Annotated in this window: 19 protein-coding genes; 3 read left to right on the top strand and 16 right to left on the bottom strand. The window is 71.4% G+C overall.

Going from position 1 to position 20153, the window contains the following annotated elements; genetic code table 11:
• Positions 1-125 precede the first annotated feature (125 nt).
• The 3 genes from BW996_RS04910 to BW996_RS04920 form a co-directional block, all read right to left on the bottom strand.
• Positions 126-1031, bottom strand: coding sequence for an SMP-30/gluconolactonase/LRE family protein (locus BW996_RS04910; protein WP_076458702.1), 906 nt, complete (start codon positions 1029-1031; stop codon positions 126-128).
• 83 nt (positions 1032-1114) lie between these two features.
• Positions 1115-1630: a GNAT family N-acetyltransferase gene (locus BW996_RS04915; protein ID WP_076458705.1), complete on the bottom strand. Its 516-nt coding sequence runs from the start codon at positions 1628-1630 to the stop codon at positions 1115-1117.
• An 11-nt stretch (positions 1631-1641) separates the two neighbouring features.
• Positions 1642-2340 (bottom strand): cytochrome b/b6 domain-containing protein, encoded by a 699-nt coding sequence (locus tag BW996_RS04920; RefSeq protein WP_076458706.1) that lies wholly within the window; start codon positions 2338-2340, stop codon positions 1642-1644.
• 99 nt (positions 2341-2439) lie between these two features.
• Between BW996_RS04920 and BW996_RS04925 the strand changes: the two genes are divergently transcribed.
• Complete coding sequence (locus BW996_RS04925) at positions 2440-2892, top strand: c-type cytochrome (protein WP_175619089.1); 453 nt, start codon at positions 2440-2442, stop codon at positions 2890-2892.
• 11 nt (positions 2893-2903) lie between these two features.
• On the opposite strand, the gene BW996_RS04930 is transcribed toward BW996_RS04925, so the two are convergent.
• Genes BW996_RS04930 through BW996_RS04940 form a run of 3 tightly spaced genes read right to left on the bottom strand, consistent with a single transcriptional unit; the run spans position 2904 to position 5988 of the window.
• Entirely contained in the window at positions 2904-3782 is an 879-nt protein-coding gene (locus tag BW996_RS04930) for a PhzF family protein (protein WP_076458710.1), read from the bottom strand.
• Between the two features lie 2 nt (positions 3783-3784).
• The gene (locus tag BW996_RS04935) at positions 3785-5011 is read right to left on the bottom strand and encodes an aminotransferase-like domain-containing protein (protein ID WP_037477540.1); all 1227 of its coding nucleotides are present in this window, start codon (positions 5009-5011) and stop codon (positions 3785-3787) included.
• Positions 5012-5019: 8 nt separating this feature from the next.
• Complete coding sequence (locus BW996_RS04940; RefSeq protein ID WP_037477538.1) at positions 5020-5988, bottom strand: DMT family transporter; 969 nt, start codon at positions 5986-5988, stop codon at positions 5020-5022.
• A gap of 89 nt (positions 5989-6077) precedes the next feature.
• Here BW996_RS04940 and BW996_RS04945 point away from each other — a divergent pair, with 89 nt between their 5' ends.
• The gene (locus tag BW996_RS04945) at positions 6078-7550 is read left to right on the top strand and encodes an aminotransferase-like domain-containing protein (protein WP_051631448.1); all 1473 of its coding nucleotides are present in this window, start codon (positions 6078-6080) and stop codon (positions 7548-7550) included.
• 24 nt (positions 7551-7574) lie between these two features.
• Here the strand turns inward: BW996_RS04945 and rpoH are convergent, their stop codons facing one another.
• Entirely contained in the window at positions 7575-8507 is a 933-nt protein-coding gene (gene rpoH / locus BW996_RS04950) for an RNA polymerase sigma factor RpoH (RefSeq protein ID WP_037477536.1), read from the bottom strand.
• A 128-nt stretch (positions 8508-8635) separates the two neighbouring features.
• On the opposite strand from rpoH, the gene BW996_RS04955 reads away from it, so the two are divergent.
• Positions 8636-10660, top strand: coding sequence for a YhgE/Pip domain-containing protein (locus BW996_RS04955; RefSeq protein WP_081837904.1), 2025 nt, complete (start codon positions 8636-8638; stop codon positions 10658-10660).
• A gap of 22 nt (positions 10661-10682) precedes the next feature.
• Here the strand turns inward: BW996_RS04955 and BW996_RS04960 are convergent, their stop codons facing one another.
• The 9 genes from BW996_RS04960 to BW996_RS05000 form a co-directional block, all read right to left on the bottom strand.
• Positions 10683-11465 (bottom strand): Crp/Fnr family transcriptional regulator, encoded by a 783-nt coding sequence (locus tag BW996_RS04960; RefSeq protein ID WP_241461804.1) that lies wholly within the window; start codon positions 11463-11465, stop codon positions 10683-10685.
• 132 nt (positions 11466-11597) lie between these two features.
• The gene (gene ntrC / locus BW996_RS04965) at positions 11598-13124 is read right to left on the bottom strand and encodes a nitrogen regulation protein NR(I) (RefSeq protein WP_037477532.1); all 1527 of its coding nucleotides are present in this window, start codon (positions 13122-13124) and stop codon (positions 11598-11600) included.
• Between the two features lie 52 nt (positions 13125-13176).
• The gene (gene glnL, locus BW996_RS04970) at positions 13177-14268 is read right to left on the bottom strand and encodes a nitrogen regulation protein NR(II) (RefSeq protein WP_037477530.1); all 1092 of its coding nucleotides are present in this window, start codon (positions 14266-14268) and stop codon (positions 13177-13179) included.
• Positions 14265-14855, bottom strand: a complete 591-nt coding sequence (locus BW996_RS04975) for a hypothetical protein (RefSeq protein ID WP_037477528.1) — start codon at positions 14853-14855, stop codon at positions 14265-14267. Before BW996_RS04975 ends, glnL begins: the two co-directional genes overlap by 4 nt.
• A gap of 108 nt (positions 14856-14963) precedes the next feature.
• A complete protein-coding gene (glnA, locus tag BW996_RS04980) occupies positions 14964-16379 on the bottom strand; it encodes a type I glutamate--ammonia ligase (protein WP_037477526.1) in 1416 nt (471 codons plus the stop codon).
• A 221-nt stretch (positions 16380-16600) separates the two neighbouring features.
• Entirely contained in the window at positions 16601-17410 is an 810-nt protein-coding gene (locus BW996_RS04985) for a competence/damage-inducible protein A (protein ID WP_037477524.1), read from the bottom strand.
• Entirely contained in the window at positions 17407-18327 is a 921-nt protein-coding gene (locus BW996_RS04990) for an EI24 domain-containing protein (RefSeq protein WP_037477602.1), read from the bottom strand. Before BW996_RS04990 ends, BW996_RS04985 begins: the two co-directional genes overlap by 4 nt.
• 70 nt (positions 18328-18397) lie before the next feature.
• The gene (locus BW996_RS04995) at positions 18398-19375 is read right to left on the bottom strand and encodes a sterol desaturase family protein (protein WP_037477600.1); all 978 of its coding nucleotides are present in this window, start codon (positions 19373-19375) and stop codon (positions 18398-18400) included.
• Positions 19375-20151, bottom strand: coding sequence for a polysaccharide deacetylase family protein (locus BW996_RS05000; protein WP_051631456.1), 777 nt, complete (start codon positions 20149-20151; stop codon positions 19375-19377). The genes BW996_RS04995 and BW996_RS05000 overlap by 1 nt, the downstream gene beginning before the upstream one ends.
• Between the last annotated feature and the right edge of the window lie 2 nt (positions 20152-20153).

A 20153-nucleotide genomic window follows, 5' to 3' on the forward strand; every position in this document is an offset into this window, starting at 1 on the left:
CATTCATTCGCGGGTTGATCACACTTGACGGTCACACGGCGTGATGATGCGCAAGATCGATGACATTGCGCTTTCATCGTGATGCACCATGCCGGTGCCCATCCTGGCGCCTGCCCCTGCTCCGCTCAGCCCAGGGCGAACTGCGCCGGCAGCCCCGGCACGTCGACCTCCAGCGCCAGCACGCAGCCCGCCAGCGGCTGGGCTGCCAGTTCCTCGGCCGGGCGCTTCTCGCGCGCGGTAGTGATGTAGAGCGTCTTCAGGTCGGCGCCGCCGAAGCAGGGCATGGTCGGGCAGCGCACTGGCAGGCGGATCTCGCGCAGCACCTCGCCGGCCGGAGACAGCCGCAGCACGCGCTGGCCCTCGAACATCGCCACCCAGTAGCAGCCCTCGACGTCGACCGCAGCGCCGTCGGGACGCCCGCCATAGCCCTCGAGCGGCTGACCCGCCTGCTTGAGCGGGAAGGACGCGAACACCCGTCGGCGCGAGACGCTGCCGTCATGCGCATCCATGTCGAGCGCATGGATGGTGTGCGAGGTGGTGTCGGTCCAGTACATCGTGCGCCCGTCCGGACTCCAGCCCAGGCCGTTCGAGACGGTCACGCCGTCAGCCACCCGCTGCAGCTCGCCATGCGACCAGCAGTACAGCGCCGCCAGCGCCGGCGTGCGCGGCTCGTAGATCGTGCCGACCCAGAAGCGGCCGAGCGCATCGCTCTTGCCGTCGTTGAAGCGCTCATGCGCCGGATCGTAGGGCGGCTCGGCCAGGCGCTCGCGCTCGCCGCTGGCCGGGTCGAAACGCCACAGGCCGTCGCGCATCGCCAGCAGCAGACCGCCGCCGAGCAGCGGCGCCAGGCTGGCGGGCTCGACGGGAAAGTCCCAGGCGGCGGTCGCGCCGCTGGCCGGATCGAGCCGATGCACCCGCCGGCCGGGAATGTCGCACCAGTAGAGCACCTGCTCCTGCGGATGCCACATCGGCGATTCGCCGAGCAGGCAGGGGTCGCTGACGGCGCGGATCGGGGTACTGGTGTCGTCCATCGGGCAGTTCTCCGGGGAAGCTCGAAAACCCGGGATGCTAGCGCCGTACCCCGATGTAACCCGACCGCGGCGCCGCAGACCGATCAGTAGCGGCTGCCGCCGCCGCTGCCATCCAGCTCGGCGCGCAGATAGTGCGCGCCGGGAATCGGGTTGTAGTAGTAAGGCGGCACCTCGACGAAGCCCAGCGAGGCGTAAAGCTCGCGCGCGGCCTCCATGTCGTCGAGCGTGTCGAGCAGCACCGAGGAGTAGCCCGCCAGGCGCGCCGCATCCAGCAGCGTCTCGGCGATCTGCCGGCCCAGCCCGAAGCGCCGGAACGCGCGGCGCACATAGAGGCGCTTCATCTCGCAGGCGTTCGGGTAGTCGACATCGGTCAGCCGGCGCAAGGCGCCGCAGCCCGCCACCTCGCCGCCGACCAGCGCCAGCAGCAGCGTGCCGCCGGGCGCGGCATAGGGCGCCGGCAGCCCGGCCAGCTCCGCATCGAAATCCTGGAAGCACAGGTCGAACGACAGGCTGGCGGCGTAGTCACGGAAGATCTCGCGGGCGGCCTCGATCAGGGCCGGCGTGTCCGCGACGACAAGTCGTGTCTCGGGTTGGTCCATGGCGCCGCAGTCTAGCCGCCCTGCGCACCCACCCAGGCGGCCAGCGCCACCGCCGCCGCGGCGATCGCCAGCGCCAGCGCACGAGTGCGAAGATCGTCACGCGAGGCCGGCACCTCGGCCGGCAGCAGCTTGTCGCCGCCGAGCATCGGACGCACCAGGTCGGTGCCGCGCAGGCGGTAGAAGACGATCGCGGCCAGATGCAGGCCGATCATGCCCAGCAGCAGCCACTGGCCCCAGCTGCGGTGCCAGGAGGTGGCCTTCAGCGCCAGCTCGGAGTCGACCCAGGCGTACAGCGGCCCGGTGAAGGCGATCTCGTCGTCGCTGATCAGGCCGGTGCCCAGCTGCAGCGCCACCAGCGCCAGCAGCGCGAACACCGACAGCGCGCCGGTCGGGCTGTGGCCGGCGTCGAGATGCTCGCCCGGGCGCGGCTGGCCGCGCAGATGGCGCATCAGCGCGCCGGGACCGTGCACAAAGCTGGCAAAGCGCGACCAGCGCCCGCCCACCAGCCCCCAGACCAGCCGGAAGGCCAGCAGCGCCAGCACTGCCAGCCCGAGGCGCGAATGCCAGACCATCGCATTGCCGCCGATCTTGGCCGACACCACCGCGCCAGTCACCGCCAGCGCCAGCAGCCCATGAAACAGCCGGGTCGGAAGATCCCAGATCCGAACCCGCGCCAGCGCGTTCGACCGGGGGGAAGAAGTCGGATTCATCAAGTGTCCTGCGTCATGAAGGGCGTCGGAGCGAAGGCTACACTGGCCCGGACCCCCGGGTCACCTCAGATGTTCATTTCCGACCGGAGAACCTTGCCGATGAAACGCCTCTGCCTCGCCCTGTGCACCGCCACCGGCCTGCTGGCCGCCCTGCCCGCCAGCGCCCAGTTCCAGAAGCCCGAGGATGCGATCAAGTACCGCAAGGCCAGCTTCACCGTGATGGCCGCCCACTTCGGCCGCATCGGCGCGATGGCCAATGGCAAGGCGCCGTTCGACGCCAAGGCCGCCGCCGACAACGCCGCGCTGCTGGCTGCGCTGGCGCCGCTGCCCGGCACCGCCTTCGGCCCCGGCACCGACAAGGGCGAGACCCGCGCCAAGCCCGAGATCTGGACCGAATCGGACAAGTTCAAGGCCGGCATGACCAAGATGACCGAGGAGATCAACAAGCTCAACGCCGCGGCCAAGACCGGCGATCTGGCCCAGATCAAGGCCGCCTTCGGTGGCGCCGCGCAGACCTGCAAGAGCTGCCACGACAGCTATCGCAAGGACTGACGCGGCCGGCCTCAGAGCCGCAGCGTCCCGCTGACGCAGCGCGTCACGTCGCCGGCGATCCACACGCCGGCGTTCTCGCCCGCGGCGATGCGCTCGACATGCACCCGTCCGTCGCGGCCGAGCGCGTGGCCCTGCCCCGCCACATAGCGCGCCGGCAGCAGGCCCGCGCCGGTCAGCCACTGCGCCAGGCCGGCGTTCAGGCTGCCGGTGACCGGATCCTCCGGCACGCCCAGCTCCGGCACGAAGGCGCGCACCTCGACATCGACCTCGCCGCCGGCCGGCCAGGCGCCGACGGCGCCGATCTTCAGCCCCGCCGCCGCCATCACCGCGAAGTCAGGCTGCAGCGCCCGCACCGCCGCCGCATCAGCCAGCCGCACGCCGAGCCAGCCCGGACCGTTGTCGATCCACTCGACCTGCAGCACCTCGGGCACGGTGAGCCGCAGCGAGGTCAGCACCTGCGCGACGGTGGCGGCGTCGGCCGGGCCGCTGCGGCGCAGCGGCGGCGCCTGGAAGGCCAGCCGCGTCGCGTGCCCGTCGATCCGACGCACCCGCACGAGGCCCACGCCGCATTCCTGCACCACCTCGCCGGCGTGCCGTGGCACGCCGCCCGCGTCCAGCCAGGCCTGGGCGCTGCCCAGCGTCGGATGGCCGGCGAAGGGCAGCTCGCCGCCGGGCGTGAAGATGCGCACCCGGTAGTCGGCGGCCGGATCGGCGGGCGGCAGCAGGAAGGTGGTCTCTGAGAGATTCGTCCAGCGCGCGTAGGCCGCCATCTGGGCATCGCTCAGGCCCTCGGCGTCGATGACGACCGCCAGCGGGTTGCCGAGCAGCGGCGCGGCGGTGAAGACATCGAGCACCGCGTAGCGGCGCGACAGGGCAGCGGCAGCAGTCATGGTCAGGGCGTTGGGGTCGGCGCGTCTTCGGTCAGGTGGCGGCGCAGCAGCGCGCCCAGCGTGGCCACCGCGGTGCGGATCTCGTCGGGCGTCAGCGTCACGAAGGACAGGCGCACGGTGCGCGCATCGGGCTGGCGGGCGTAGAAGGCCGCGCCGGGCACGAAGGCGATGCCCTGCTCCACCGCCTGCGGCAGCAGCGCGACCGCATCACAGCCCTCGGGCAGGCGAATCCAGCAGAACATGCCGCCCGAGGGCGGCTGCCACTCGCTGCCGGCGGGCAGGTGCTCGCGCAGCGCCTCGCACAGCGCGTCGCGCTGGCGGCGGTACATCGTGCGGATCTTCGGCACATGCGTGTCGAGGAAGCCGTCGCGGATCACCTCGTGCACCACGCGCTGGTTGAAGCCGGGCGTGTGCAGGTCGGCGGCCTGCTTGGCCTGCAGCAGCTTCGGGTAGAGCGCGCGCGGCGCCACCAGATAGCCCAGCCGCAGCCCCGGCGCCAGCACCTTCGAGAACGAGCCCAGATAGATGGTGCCCTCCGGCCAGCGCGCGGCCAGCGGGCGCGGCGGCGCGGTGTCGAACCACAGGTCGCCGTAGGGGTTGTCCTCGACCAGCGGCACGCCGGCCCGCTGAGCCGCAGCCACCAGCGCCTCGCGGCGCGCCTCGGGCATCAGCCGGCCGCTCGGATTCTGGAAGTTCGGCAGCACATAAAGAAAGCGCGTGCCCGGCGCGTCGTGCGCCAGCGCCGCCACCGCCTCGGGCAGCGGGCCGTCGGCATCGCTGGCGACGCTGGCGAAGATCGGCTCCATCGGCGCGAAGGCCTGCAGCGCGCCCAGGTAGGTTGGCGTCTCCACCGCCACCGGCGCGCCCGGATCGACCAGCACCTTGGCCACCAGGTCCAGGCCCTGCTGCGAGCCGGTGGTGATCAGGACCTGGTCGGCGCCGACCGCCATGCCCTGCGCGGCCAGATGCGCCGCGACCCATTCGCGCAAGGGCGCGAAGCCCTCGCTGGCGGCGTATTGCAGCGCCTCGCGCGGGGTGTCGCGCAGCACGCGCTCGCAGGCCGCGCGCATCGCCTCGACCGGGAAGCTCTCGGGCGAAGGCAGGCCGCCGGCCATCGACAGGATGCCGGGGCGGTCGGTGACCTTGAGGATCTCGCGCAGGATCGACGGGTTCATGCGCTCGGCGCGATGCGCCAGCGTCCACGGGGAAGAAAATTCAGCAGCAGTCATCGCAGCACTCATGCACGGCACTCCGGCTCGGATCGGTTCAGGGAAGACGGGACCGCCAGGACTCGGGGTGGCGTGCGCCCGACCGGCATTGTCCGCCCGATGCCCACGCAGGCCATCACCGCCAGCGCGAAGACCAGCGTGTCGGCCTGCAGCGGCTCGCCCAGCAGCGGCACGGCCGCCAGCAGCGCCAGGAAAGGCTGCAGCATCTGCACCTGGCTGACCCGCACCAGCCCGCCCAGCGCCAGGCCGCGGTACCAGGCGAAGAAGCCCAGCCACATCGAGAACACGGTGACATAGGCGAAGCCCGCCCAGGCCGAGCCCGACACCGCCTGCGGCGCCGGCGGCCACGACCACAGCGCGACGGGCAGCGTCAGCGGCAGGCTGATCACCAGCACCCAGCAGATCACCTGCTCGGGCGGCCGCGCCGCCGACAGCCGCGCGCCGGCCACATAGCCGGCGGCCCCGCACAGCATCGCCAGCAGCAGCCAGCCGTCGGCGGCGCTCACCCGGCCACCGCCCTGCGTCCAGGCAAAGCCCAGCACCAGCGCCGCCCCGGCCAGCGCGCAGAGCCAGAAGCCGCGCGAAGGCCGCTGGCGCAGATGCCAGGCGCCGACCGCGGCGGTGCACAGCGGCAGCAGACCGGTGATGACCGAGGCGTGCATCGACGGCACCTCGCGCAGCGCCATCGCCAGGCACAGCGGAAAGCCCAGCACCGTGCCGGCGGCCGACAGCAGCAGCGCGCCGCGCTCGGCACGGGTCGGCCAGGCCGCACGGGTCAACAGCAGGAAGATCAGGCTGAGCAGCGCAGCACCCGCCGCGCGCCCGGCGGTGACAAACAGCGGCGGCAGCTGCGGCGCCTCCAGCGGCCCGACCGCCAGCCGGGTCATCGGCGTGGTCAGCGCGAACACCGCCACGCCCAGCAGGCCCAGCCAGAGGCCGCGGCGCTCGGCCGCCAGGTCCCGCAGCGGGGAGGACATCGGGGACATCGTGTTCATGATGAGGCGCAGTCTAGGCACGCCGACCAATACACTTGCAGTACAGATTACCCCACATTCCGACACACTGTATGGCCCGGACGACCGACACAGCCGCTTTCCCTGTCGCCCTGCCGGCGGCGCTGCAGCTCAGCCGCGACGGCGATCGCACGCTCTCCGAACAGCTCGCCACGCACTATGCGGCGCTGATCCGCCAGCGCCTGCTGCCGCCGGGCAGCCGGCTGCCGTCGGTGCGCGAGGGCGCCCGGCGCCACGGCGTCAGCCCGCACACCCTCGTCGCCACCTACGACCAGCTGCTGGCGCAGGGCCTGGTCGAGGCGCAGCGGCAGCGCGGCTTCTTCGTGCGCGAGCGTGCCGCCCCGTCCGCACGCGGCGAGGCCGCGGCCGCGTCACCGCCCGACAGCCCGCGGGTGCCGGTCGATGCCAGCACGCTGATCCGCGGCATGCTCGGCAGCGGCGGCCGGCCCGGCCCCGGCCTGGGCGTGCTGCCGCCGGCCTGGCTGGACGCGCCGATGCTGCAGGCCGCGCTGCGCCGGGCAATGGCCGCCGGCCGCGACGACGAGGCCCAGGTCGCCGCACTGCACTACGGCGAGCCGGCCGGCGACCCGCGGCTGCGCGAGGCGCTGGCGCAGCGCCTGGCCGATATCGGCGTGCGGGCCGCGCCGCGCCAGATCATGAGCACGCTGGGCGCGACCCAGGCGCTCGATCTGGTCTCGCGCGCGCTGCTGGCGCCGGGCGATGCGGTGCTGGTCGACGAGCCGGGGTGGTCGGTCGAATATGCCCGGCTGACGCTGCTGGGCATGCGGCTGCTGCCGGTGCCGCGCGGCCCCGACGGGCCCGACCTGGCGGTGATGGAGGCACTGGCGCGCGAGCACCGGCCGCGCCTGTACGTGACCGTCTCGGTGCTGCACAACCCGACCGGCGGCATGCTGTCGCTGGCCACCGCCCATCAGCTGCTGCAGCTGGCGCAGACGCACGACTTCCATGTCATCGAGGACGACACCTACGCCCACTTGGCGCCCGCACACGCGCCGCGGCTGGCCGCGCTCGACGGGCTCAAGCGCTGCTTCCACATCAGCGGCTTCTCGAAGATCCTCGCGCCGGGCTGGCGGGTGGGCTTCGTCGCGGCGCCGCCCGACTGGATAGAGCGGCTGATCGACGTGAAGATGCTCGCCAGCCTGACCACGCCGGCGCTGCTGGAGCAGGCGGTGGCGGTCTGCCTGGAGCAGGGCCTGCTGCGCCGCCATGCCGAGCGGGTGGTGACGCGGCTGGACGCGGCGCGCGGACGCAGCGTGCGGCTGGCGCAGGACGCGGGCTGCGAGTTCGTCTGCCCGCCGCAAGGCCTGTTCGGCTGGGTCGAGACCGGCGTGGACACCGAGGCGCTGGCGCAGCGCCTGCTCGACCGCGGCTGGAGCACCGCGCCCGGCAGCCTGTTCCACGCCCGGCGTCAGCCGGGCACGAAGATGCGCATCAACTTCGCGTCCGCGCAGGACGCCGCGTTCTGGCGTGATTTCGAGATCGAGCGGGACGCGATGCGGCGATGAAGCGCGCCACCGCGCTGGCCGCCATCAGGCCGCCTCGACCAGCGCCTTCTTCATCTTCTTCATCGCCGCGACCTCGATCTGGCGGATGCGCTCGGCGCTGACGCCGTATTCGGCCGCCAGCTCGTGCAGCGTCATGCCGCCGGAGCCGTCGTCGTTGACCTTGAGCCAGCGCTCCTCGACGATGCGGCGGCTGCGGGCGTCGAGCGCGTCGAGCGCGCGCAGCAGGCCCGGACCGGCCAGCTCGTCGCGGCGGCGCGCCTCGATCGCGCGGGTCGGCTCCTGGCGGTCGTCGGCCAGATAGGCGATCGGCGCGAAGGACTCGTCGTCCTCGTCGCCGCCCGGCTCCAGCGCGACGTCGCCGCCGGCGAAGCGCGTCTCCATCTCGATGACGTCCTCGCGGCGCACGTTCAGCTCGGCGGCGACACGGTCGATCTCAGCCTCGGTCAGGCCGGCGCGGTGGGTGGCGCCGTCGGCGGCCTCGCCCTTCATCTGGCGCTTCATCGAGCGCAGGTTGAAGAACAGCTTGCGCTGCGCCTTGGTCGTGGCGACCTTGACCACGCGCCAGTTCTTCAGGATGTACTCGTGGATCTCGGCCTTGATCCAGTGCAGCGCGTAGCTGACCAGGCGCACGCCCTGATCGGGGTCGAAGCGCTTGACCGCCTTCATCAGGCCGACGTTGCCTTCCTGGATCAGGTCGCCCTGCGGCAGGCCGTAACCGAGGTACTGCCGCGCCACCGAGACCACCAGGCGCAGGTGCGACAGCACCAGCCGGCCGGCAGCGTCCAGATCCTGCTGGTCGCGCAGGCGGCGCGCCAGCCGCGACTCGTCTTCGGCGCTGAGCATCGGCAGCCGGTTGACGGCGCTGATGTAGGCATCGAGGTTGCCCAGCGAAGGCACCAGGGCCCAGGGATCACGAACGGCAAGCGCGGTGGAAGAGGACAGTTGCATGTTGGCCATAGACTGCTTCAGCCTTCTGGAGTTCCATTGATCTTAGCACTCGACGCAAATGAGTGCTAAAGCCGAAAACGGCAGAAAAGGGTCAGACTCGTGACAATCGGAGCGAAGGAAAAAGGGAGAGAGAAGGCATGAAACATGGGGCCGAGGGGTCATGGCGCGGGCTGGTGGCGCTGGACGCCGCGCTGCTGCGGCGCCATCGGCGCTTCGCGCTGGCGGCGCTGGGTGCGCTGCTGGTGCCGGCGCTGTATGCGCTGATCTACCTCTCGAGCCTGTGGGATCCGAGCGCACGCACCGGCGCGCTGCGCGCCGGGCTGGTCAACAGCGACCGGGGCGCCTATCACCGCGGTGTCGAGGTCAGCATGGGCGAGCAGGTGCGGCAGGCGCTGCTGCGCCAGCATCTGTTCGACTGGCAGGTCTTCGACGACCGGGAGGCAGCGCGGCAGGCGGTGCGCCGCGGCGAGCTGAGCTTTGCGGTGCTGATCCCGGGCGACTTCAGCGAGCAGGCCCTGCCCGGCCGGGAGGCGGGTGCCGCGCGGCTGACGATCTACACCTCCGAGGGCAACAGCTACAGCGCCGCCGGCTTTGCCAAGCGCTTCGCGCCGGAGCTGGCGCACCGGGTCAACGAGTCGCTCAACGAGCAGCGCTGGGCGCTGGTGCTGGAGACGGCCGCCGGCTCGCGGCTCGACCTGGCAACGCTGCGCGAGCGCGTCGAGCAGATCCGCGACGGCAGCGGCCGGCTGGCTGACGGGCTGCACCAGGCCGACCTGGGCGTGCGCGAGCTCGGCCGGGGCCTGACGCAGGCCCAGGACGCCAGCCAGCAGCTGCACCGGGGCGCCGGCCAGCTCGCCGACGGCAGCAGCGCGCTGGCAACCGGCTGGCGACCGCTGGCCGGCGCGCTGCGCACGCTCGACGCCCAGCGTCCGCCCGCGGCCGACCTGGAGGCGCTGCGCCAGGGCAGCCAGCGTCTCGTCCACGGCCAGGACGAGCTCGGTCGCGGTCTGGAGGCGCTGCAGGGCGGCAGCCGCACGCTGCGCCAGGGCGCGCTGATGCTGCAGCAGGCCAGCGAGCCCATCCCGCTGGTCGGCGACGATCTGGCCGAGGCGGCCGCGCACCTGGGCAACGGCGCCGCTCAGCTCGGCACCGGCCTGGGCCAGGCCCGCGAGGCCAGCCGGCAGCTGCACGCCGGCAGCCAGCAGCTCGCCGCCGGCGTGCAGACGCTGACCGGCGGCGTGAGCCAGGCGGGCGGCGCGCTGCACCAGATCGTCACGGCACTGCCTGAGGACGGCCGCATCGATGCGCTGGCCCAGGGCGCGCAGCAGCTCGGCGCCGGCACCCAGGCGCTGGGCGGCGGCCTGAAGCAGCTCCAGGCCGGCCAGGACCGCCTGCAGCACGGCCTCATCGAGCTCGACGACGGCAGCCGGCGGCTGCATGAGGCGCTGACGCTGCTGGCGCGCTCGCTGCCCGCCGATCTGCCGCTGCCCGAGGGCAGCGCGCGCGGCCTGGCCGATTCGGTCGCGCCTCGGCTCGAGGTGGTCGCACCGGTGGGCAGCGACGGCGCGGGCTTCGCGCCGAACTTCGTGCCGATGTCGCTGTGGATCGGCGCGGTGACCGCCGCGCTGATGTTCCACCTGCGCCGGCTGCCGCACGAGGCGGCCACGCTGGCCCGACCGCTGCAGGTGCTGGGCAAGCTGGCCTGGCCGGCGGCGATCGTGCTCGGCCAGGCGCTGGTGATGGTGGCGATGCTGACGCTGCTGCTCGACCTGAAGGTGCTGCACCTCGGCCCCTTCGTCGCCACCGTCATCACCGCCTCGCTGAGCTTCCTGGCCATCGTCTTCCTGCTGATCCGCTGGTTCGGCGACATCGGCAAGGCACTGGGCCTGCTGCTGCTGGTGGTCCAGATGGCCGCGGCCGGCGCGGCGATGCCGATCGAGCTGGCCTCGCCCTTCTTCCAGGCGATCCACCCCTGGCTGCCGCTGACCTGGGTGGTCAAGGCCTTGCGCGCCAGCCTGTTCGGCGCCTACGACGGCCAGTGGCTGCTGCACTGGGCGGTGGTGGCGGGCTGCGGCGGCGCGGCGCTGCTCGGCGCGATGCTGGTCGGGCGCTGGCGGCTGATCGACCGGCAGGACTACCAGCCGGGCATCGAGTTCGACTGAGCGTCGTCGTCGCCTCGCCCCCTCAGCCGCCGCCCAGCGCCGCCAGGCCGGCCAGCGCGCACAGCGCCGCGACCTCGGGCACACGCACCTGGTAGCCGCGCACCGTCAGCACGCCGCGCGACTGGAAGCTGCGGATCAGCCGCGACAGCGTCTCCGGCGACATCGCCAGCTGCTGCGCGATGTCGCGCTTGCGCTCCTGCAGCCGCAGTTCGGCCGGACCGCTGCGCACCGGGCAGCGCTGCAGCAGCCACTGCGCCAGCCGGGCCGGCGCGTCGTTGTGCAGCAGATTGCGCGAGGCCAGCGTCATCTGGCGGATCTGCATCGCCAGCGCCTGGCAGAGCAGACCGGCCAGCGCCGGCTGGACCGCCATCTGGCGCATCACCTCGTCGATCGGCAGCTCGGCGATGACCGCGTCGGACAGCGCCTGCGCCTCCATCGTGCAGGGCTGGCCGAGCCAGGCTGCGCTGACATCGATCCAGGCCGGGCCGTTGACGCTGCGCTCGGTGCGCAGGCTGCCGTCGGGCGCGCGCGAGCCCATCACCACATCGCCCGACAGCAGCAGCACCAGGGCGCGCGCCGGCATGCGGGTCTCGAGAATCATGTCGCCCGCTGCCACCGTGCGACGACGGGCCATCGCCATCAGCGCGTCGATCTCGGTCTGCGCCAGCGCCGAAGCGGCCAGCACCCGACGCCACGGCGACGGATCGGCCGGGGACGGCGGCGGCGCGGCCAGGCGGCGGCGCGGGCGGGGAACGGGAGCGGCCGCAGGGGAAGTCCCCTCGGCCCGGGCGGTGAACATCTCCATGGGCGGGCAGTCAGGCTGTGCGGACGCGGCAGGATCGCCACCACACTGTCACCCAGGTTCGCACCGCCACTGTTGAGACAAGTCAAGCCGGACCGCGCAATACCCCCCGGCGGTTCAGGCCGCCGTGACGATTCAGTCGAGCCCGAGCTCCTGGATCTTGCGGGTGATGGTGTTGCGGCCGATGCCGAGCTTGTGCGCGGCCTCGATGCGCCGTCCCTTGGTCAGCGACAGCGCCGCCAGGATCAGCCGGGCCTCGAACTGGCGGGTCAGCGTGTCCCAGACCTGCGGATGGCCCTGGTCGAGCAGCTCGCGCGCCTGCCGCTCCAGGCCAGCCAGCCAGGCGTCCTGTCCGGGCAGCAGCACCGCCGCGGCCGGGCTGACCGCCTCGCGCGGCAGCGCAGGCGTCGCCAGACCCGCCGGCAACGCCGCCGCACCCCCGACCGGCGGGCTGCTGTCAGCCGCAGCCGGCAGGCCCGACGCACCCGTGGCCAGCGCGGCTGCGGCATGCGCCTGCACCTCGGGGGGCAGATCCTTCGGATCGACCACCTGGGCCGGCGCCATCACCGTCAGCCAATGGCAGAGGTTCTCGAGCTGGCGCACATTGCCGGGAAAGTCGAACAGCACGATCTGCTGCAGCGCGGCCTCCGACAGCCGCTTGGACTCGACGCCCAGCTCCTTGGCGCTGCGCTGCAGGAAATGCCGCGCCAGCCCGGCGATGTCCTCGCGGCGCTCGCGCAGCGGCGGCAGGCGCAGCCGGATGACGTTCAGGCGGTGGAACAGATCCTCGCGGAAACCGCCCTCGCGCACGCGCTCCTCCAGATGCTGGTGGGTCGCGGCGATCACGCGCACATTGCTCTTGAGCGGCTGGTGGCCGCCGACGCGGTAGAACTGCCCGTCCGACAGCACCCGCAGCAGCCGGGTCTGCAGGTCGAAGGGCATGTCGCCGATCTCGTCGAGAAAGAGCGTGCCGCCCTCGGCCTGCTCGAAGCGGCCGCGCCGGGTGGCCTGCGCGCCGGTGAAGGCGCCGCGCTCGTGGCCGAACAGCTCGGATTCCAGCAGGTCCTTCGGGATCGCCGCGGTATTGATCGCGACGAAGGGCCCCCCGGCACGCGGGCTGTGCTTGTGCAGCGCGCGCGCCACCAGCTCCTTGCCCGAACCGGACTCGCCGGTGATCAGCACGGTGACGTTGCTCTGGCTGAGGCGGCCGATGGCGCGGAACACGTCCTGCATCGCCGGCGCCTGGCCGAGCATCTCGGGCACCTCGGGCGCGCCGCGGTCCTCGACGCTCTCCTCGCGCAGGCTTTCCTCGACCGCGCGGCGGATCAGCTCGACCGCCTTGGGCAGGTCGAAGGGCTTGGGCAGGTACTCGAAGGCCCCGCTCTGGAAGGCGGAGACCGCGCTGTCCAGGTCGGAGTAGGCGGTCATGATGATGACCGGCAGGCCCGGATGGCGGGCCTTGACGCTGGCGAGCAGGTCGATGCCGGTGCCGCCGGGCATGCGGATGTCGCTGACCAGCACCTGCGGCGCGTCGTCCTCGAGGGCAAGCAGCACGTCGCGCGGATTGGTGAAGCTGCGCACCGGCAGCTCCTCGCGCGCGAGCGCCTTCTCCAGCACGAAGCGGATGGATTGGTCGTCGTCAACGATCCAGATGGGTTTCATGCGCGTGGCCTGTCATGGCGTGAGATCCCGCTGCTTGCCGGCCACGTCGGGCTCAGGGCAGCGGGATCTGGATCTTGAACAGCGTGCAGCCCGGCTCGCTCTCGCATTCGATCAGGCCGTGATGCTGCTGGACGAAGTCCTGTGCCAGCGTCAGGCCGAGCCCCGAGCCGCCGTCGCGGCCGGAAACCAGCGGAAAGAAGATGCGATCGCGGATCTCGGGCGGCACGCCGGGTCCGTTGTCCTCGATATGCAAGTCCAGTGCCAGCCGGTAGCGCTGCCGCCCGATCGTGACCTGGCGCGCCGCACGGGTGCGCAGCACGATGCGCGCGTCGCCCGCCTGGCGGCGCTCGGCCAGCGCCTGCGCGGCGTTGTGGGCGATGTTGAGCACCGCCTGGATCAGCTGCTCACGGTCGCCGCGGAACTCGGGCAGCGAGGTGTCGTAGTCGCGCTGCACCACCAGCCCCTTCGGGAACTCGGCCAGGATCAGCGAGCGCACCCGCTCCAGCACCTCGTGGATGTTGACGTCGGCCACCATGTGCGGGCGGCGGTGCGGCGCCAGCAGCCGGTCGACCAGCGCCTGCAGCCGGTCGGCCTCATGAATGATGACCTGGGTGTATTCATGCAGCGAGCGGTTGTCGAGCTCCATCTCCAGCAGCTGCGCCGAGCCGCGAATGCCGCCGAGCGGATTCTTGATCTCGTGGGCGAGATTGCGGATCAGCTCCTTGGTGATGCGGGCCTGGTCGAGCGCGCGCGCCTCGCGGTCCTGGCGCGCCTGCTGCTCCAGCTCGACCAGTTCGAGCAGCACCTGCTCGCCGTGGTCGATCTGGGTCACGATCGCATGGACCGGCAGCGGCTCGCTGGAGGCCGCGCCGGGCGGACGCCCCAGCAGGGCCTCCAGCCGGGCGGTGCTGTACTCGTTGGCCACCACCGCGTCGAAGGTGACCTTCAGCATCGCCGGATCGACGAACCAGCCGAAGGCGCTGCTGCGCTGCAGCGCGCGGCGCGGCAGGCCCAGCGTGCTCTCGAAGGCGGCGTTGACATGCTGGCAGCGCCCCTCGCGGTCGAGCACCGCGACCATCGTCGCCAGATGGTCGAAGGCCTCGAAGGACGGGGCGGTGCGGTTTCGGTTCCTGAAGAAGCTCACGGGTTGGGCAGCTTGCTGAGTTCACGCCGGATCGCGGCGACGTCGGCTTCCTTGCGGGCGATGGCGGCCTTCATCTCGGCCACCCGTTCCTGGTAGCGGGCGAAGTTGCGCTCGTCGCCGCGGCGCTCGGGTTCACCGTTGTTGTAGTCCTTGCGCAGCACCGCCAGCGCGCTTTCCTCGCGCGCCAGCTCGGACTCGAGAATGCGCCGCGCATCGCTGTCGCGGGCGCGCTGCTGCGCAGGATCGACCCGCATGTCCGGCGCGCCGGCCGGCCGGGCCGAGCCTGACGACGGCGCGCCGCCCGAAGCGGTCGCGGCCGGCGCGCTCACCCGGCCGGCGCCCTCGCCCGCTGCCGGTGCGGCACGGCGGGGCGCCGCGCCCTGCACCACGGTGACCGGCGCACCGTCGAGGGTGCGGCAGCCGCGCTCGGCCGCCTCCTTCGGGGTGATCTGGTCGGTGTAGAGATTGCCGGGGCAGCGGTAGACCGGCCGCTCCTGGGCCACCGCGTTCGGCAGGAAGGTCAGCGCCGTCAGACCGGCCAAGGTGAGCGCGGCAAGCCGCGGGCGCAGGCAGGAAGCTCGGATCATGATCGGATCAGTATCGCGCAAAAGGAAAGGCGGCCCGGAGGCCGCCTTCGCGATGGGTGTCCGCCAGGACAGCGCTGCCGCCGGCTTGAGGCCGACGGCAGGCCCGCATCACAGCGCGTAGTACATGTCGAACTCGGCCGGATGGGTCGTCATGCGCATGCGCTGGACTTCCTGCATCTTCAGGTCGATGTACGCGTCGATGTAGCTGTCGGTGAACACGCCGCCCTTGGTCAGGAACGCACGGTCCTTGTCCAGGGCTTCCAGCGCCTGCTCCAGCGACGAGCAGACGGTCGGGATCAGCGCGTCTTCTTCCGGCGGCAGGTGGTACAGATCCTTCGTGGCGGCTTCGCCCGGATGGATCTTGTTCTCGACGCCGTCCAGACCGGCCATCAGCAGCGCGGCAAAACCCAGGTACGGGTTCATCAGGGGATCCGGGAAGCGGGCTTCCACGCGACGGCCCTTCGGGTTCGCGACGAACGGGATGCGGATCGAGGCCGAGCGGTTCTTGGCCGAGTAGGCCAGCTTCACCGGGGCTTCGTAGCCCGGGACCAGACGCTTGTACGAGTTGGTGCCCGGGTTGGTGATGGCGTTCAGCGCGCGAGCGTGCTTGATGATGCCGCCGATGTAGTACAGCGCGAAGTCGCTCAGGCCGGCGTAGCCGTCACCAGCGAACAGGTTCTTGCCGTCCTTCCAGACCGACTGGTGCACGTGCATGCCCGAGCCGTTGTCGCCGACGATCGGCTTCGGCATGAAGGTCGCGGTCTTGCCGTAGGCGCCAGCCACGTTGTGGATGACGTACTTCTGCAGCTGGACCCAGTCGGCGCGCTCGATCAGCGTGCTGAACTTGGTGCCGATTTCCATCTGGCCGGCGTTGGCCACTTCGTGGTGGTGCACCTCGACCGGGATGCCCAGGCTTTCCAGGATCAGGCACATTTCCGAGCGCATGTCCTGGCCCGAATCGACCGGCGGGACCGGGAAGTAGCCACCCTTGACGGTCGGGCGGAAGCCCTTGTTGCCGTGCTCGTAGTCCTTGCCGGTGTTCCAGGCGGCTTCTTCGGACTCGATCGAGACGAAGCAGCCGGACATGTCGACGTTCCAGCGCACGCTGTCGAACACGAAGAATTCCGGCTCCGGACCGAAGTAGGCGGTGTCGCCCAGGCCCGAGGCACGCATGTAGGCTTCAGCGCGCTTGGCCAGCGAGCGCGGATCGCGCTCATAGGCCTTGCCGTCGGCCGGATCGATGACGTCGCAGGTCAGGATCAGGGTCGGCTCTTCGAAGAACGGATCGATGTTGGCGGTGTTCGGATCCGGCATCAGCAGCATGTCCGACGCCTCGATGCCCTTCCAGCCGGCGATCGAGGAGCCGTCGAACGCGTGACCCGACGTGAACTTGTCTTCATCGAAGTGCGAAACCGGCACGGACACGTGCTGTTCCTTGCCACGGGTGTCGGTGAAACGGAAGTCGACGAACTTGACTTCGTTTTCCTTCACCATCTTCATCACGTCGGCGACGGTCTTGGCCATCAGGGGCTCCTAGCGAGATGGGGATATCTGTGAATCGATCGGGGGGTATTGCAAGGTTCACGACCGAGCCGTGAACCGCACGGCAATGTAGCAGAAACCATGCCTGAAACCGTATCCGTGGGAACGGCTTTCGTCCCCGCCGCACCCGGCCTGATTGACTCAAAACAAGGCGGATTTCATGGCTGCACCTTCATGGTGCGCGAACAGCATCACGCCGCGAATCATTCTGGTGCATTTGAGCGCACCATTTCGGGGCCCGTGCGGGCACCGAAGCGGGCGAGCCCGTCCAGCAGCGCGGCGTAGGCCGCGTCGAGGCGCTCCCCCCGGCCCTTGACGCCCAGCTCGATGTGGCGGCCGTGCACCGGATGGTCGACGCTGGGCAGGCTGAAGACCTTGATGCCCTCGAAGGCCGCCTCGATGTCGATCATCAGCGGCGTCAGGCTGGCCTCCATCGCGCCGTAGACGATGAGCGAGCGCTCCTGCTGCACGCCCGCGCCATGCAGGTGCGCGTAGCGGGTGTCGAGCAGCGCCTCGATCATCGGGTGCGCCATCACCGGAAAGCCCGGCACGAAATGCACGTCGCCGACCGAGAAGCCCGGAATGCGGTTGTACGGATTCGGGATGATGGTGGCGCCCTCGGGAAAGACGCCCATGTTGAGCCGGTGCAGCGTGTCGGGATGGTCCGGATCGTCGGTCCAGCCCTTCTCGGCGGCGAGCTGGCGCACCCGCTCCATGATCAGCTCGCGCGCCTCGGGGTGCAGCGCCAGCGGGCGGCCCAGCGCGGCCGCAGCGCACTGGCGGGTGTGGTCGTCGGGCGTCGCGCCGATGCCGCCGCAGGAGAACACCACGTCGCCGCTGGCAAACGCGGTGCGCAGGATCTCGGTGATGCGGCGCGGGTCGTCGCCGACATAGTGGCTCCAGGCCAGCGCGAGACCGCGCGCCGAGAGCAGTTCGATGACTTTCGCGAGATGCTTGTCCTGGCGCTTGCCCGACAGGATCTCGTCGCCGACGATGATGAGGCCGAAGTTCATGGCAGCAGAGGCGGGTTCGGAAGGGAGGAAGAAGGAGATGCGGAGGCGGGCAGCGCCGGTGCGCCCGGCATCGGCACGCCGTCGACCGGCTCGATCTCGACGCGCAGCGGCTGCAGCACCGGCGCGGCCTGGCGGCGGGCATCGAGCGCGGCCAGCATGTAGTGCGCGAACCAGAGCGCGGCGAAGACCTCGACCAGCGTGTAGAGCCAGACATAGACCGGCAGCAGCAGCGGCGCCATCGGCAGCGCCAGCACGCCGAAGGCCCAGATCAGCGACGGCGCCGCGCCCAGGTAGCCGCAGGTCACGCCGATGGCCAGCAGCGGCGCGCGGTGCTCGCGCAGCAGCGCGGCGCGCTCGGCCGCGTCGGCATGCTCGGCCAGCACGTCGTGGGCCATGACCCGGTAGGTCAGCCAGCCCAGGATCAGCGGCGGCAGCAGCAGCGCCAGCGGCGGGATCAGCCACAGCGGCAGCGTCAGCACCAGCGCCGCCAGCGCCGCGCCGATCGAGCCCAGCGTCCAGCCCAGCGCGCGCCACCACGCCAGCGGGCCGCGCCGCTCCAGCGCCTCGAAGCGCCGCCGCCCCACCAGACCGATCAGGGTCGGCGCCATCAGCGCCGACACCAGCAGCAGCGCGGCAATGATCAGCACCGGCACCACCGCCACCAGCAGCAGCAGCGGCCCGATGACATGGCGCAGCACCCCGCCGGTCCAGCGGTCCAGCCAGGCGACCGCATCGCCCAGCAGCGGCGCGTCGACCACCAGCGCGGTCATCGCCGCCGCCGCGGGCTCCCAGAAGAACCAGGCCAGGGCCATCGACACGGTGCCCAGCAGCAGCACCGGCAGCATCGACAGGAAGATCACGCGCGGCATGAAGCAGTAGCCGATCGCGCGCCAGAGGGCATCAAGGACTTTCGACATGCCCGCCAGCATAGCGAAGCGACGGCGCCGATGCGTGAAGGATGTCGCAGTGCCCCGGCATCCGGCCGGCTCAGGCGCGCCCGATCAGCCGCAGCAGCCCCAGCCGCTGCTGCGCCCAGAAGCCGCGGCCGTAGTCGCGTCCGCCCTCCTCGGGCAGCTGGTCGCGGATGCCGGTCGGGCCGACCGGGCTGCGAAAGTCGGCGGTGCCGAACAGGATGTCCCAGACCGGAAACAGCACCGCGAAGTTGCAGCCGCCCAGCGTGTCCTTGCCGGCCTCGGACTCATGGCCCAGGCCGATGGCATGGTGCAGGCGATGAAAGCGCGGGCTCACCAGCAGCCGCTCGCCGATCAGGCCGAAGGACAGGCGCAGATTGGCGTGCGACAGGCTCTCGACCAGCTGGCCGAAGGCGACGATGGCGACGAACTGCGCCGGGGCCACGCCGATCAGGTGGCCGAGCTGCACCAGCAGCGCGTCGCGAATCAGGTCGTCGAGCAGGTGATTGCGGTTGTCGCTCCACATCGTCATCTGGCGCTGGCTGTGGTGCAGCGCATGCAGTGCCCACCAGGCCTCGAACTGGTGCTGTCCGCGGTGCAGCAGGTAGTCGACGAAGTCGAAGACCAGCAGATAGGCGAGGAAGGCGACCAGCGCGGTGTCGGTCACGCCCGGCCACCAGGGCGCGATCGCCTCGTCCAGATGCCAGCCGGAAAAGCCGTGCACCGCCAGCGCGCCCCACAGCGCCTGCCACAGCGGATCGACCAGGAAGAACAGCCCGACGCGAAAAAGCCCGAGCCGATGCAGCAGCGTGTAGGCGATGTCGGGAAGGATGGCGGCGCGGTCGCGCACCGGCTCGACCGGGCGCAGGCGCTGCAGCGGCCCGATCAGCGCCAGCATCACCGCCAGCTGCAGCAGGCCCACCAGCAGCCAGCCGGTGGCGTTGTAGGCATCCTCCAGCAAGGCGCCGCCGCCCAGCGAGAACAGCAGCGGCTGCACTGCCGCCTCGAACAGCCACTGCTGGGCCTGGCCGAAGAGCTGGACAAGAACATCGATCATGGTCGTGACGGAGAGGAAGTCGGGGCCGGGCGGCGTGCCGCCTCGCCCAGCTCGGGATGCGCGACCAGCGTGGCGAAGCAGTGGCCACGCGCCTTCAGCCCGACGATCAGCGGCTCGAGCACCGCCGGCGCCCAGGCGTCCTGGCGCGACCAGATGCCCAGGTGCGCCAGCAGGATGTCGCCCGGGCGAATGTCGCGCAGGGCCTGCTTCAGCAGCCGGTCGTTGGGATAGCGCTCGCTGGACAGCTCGTCGCCGAGAAAGCCCGCCGGGCTCCAGCCGACATGCGTCCAGCCGCAGCGCGAGGCCGCCGCCAGCAGCGCCGGCGAGGTCTTGCCGCCGGGCGCGCGGAACAGCGCGGCCATCGCCGGCCGGCCGGCGATCTCGGCCAGGCGTGCAGCCGGCCGGGCCAGCTCGGCGCAGTACTGGGCAGCGCTCATCGTCGAGCGCACGCCGGCCTGCGGACCGGCGCTCGGACGCACCTCGAAGCCGCCGTCGGCGTGGTCGCCGCGCCAGTAGACATGGTCGAAGGTGTGCGAGGCGAACAGATGGCCCTCGGCCACGCGCGCGCGCCACCACGGCGCCCACTGCGCGTCCAGGCTGCCGCCATCGGTCTGCGTGCGCTCGTTGGCCAGAAAGAAGGTGACTTTCACGTCCTGCCGCCGCAGCACCTCGGCCACCAGCGGCGCCACGCCCATGTGGCCGGTGTCGAAGGTCAGGAACAGCGGACGGGCGCAACCGGCCGCAGCCGGGACGGTGAGCAGCAGTCCGGCCATCA

It is taken from the genome of Sphaerotilus natans, from assembly GCF_900156335.1.
GTDB lineage: Bacteria > Pseudomonadota > Gammaproteobacteria > Burkholderiales > Burkholderiaceae_C > Sphaerotilus > Sphaerotilus natans.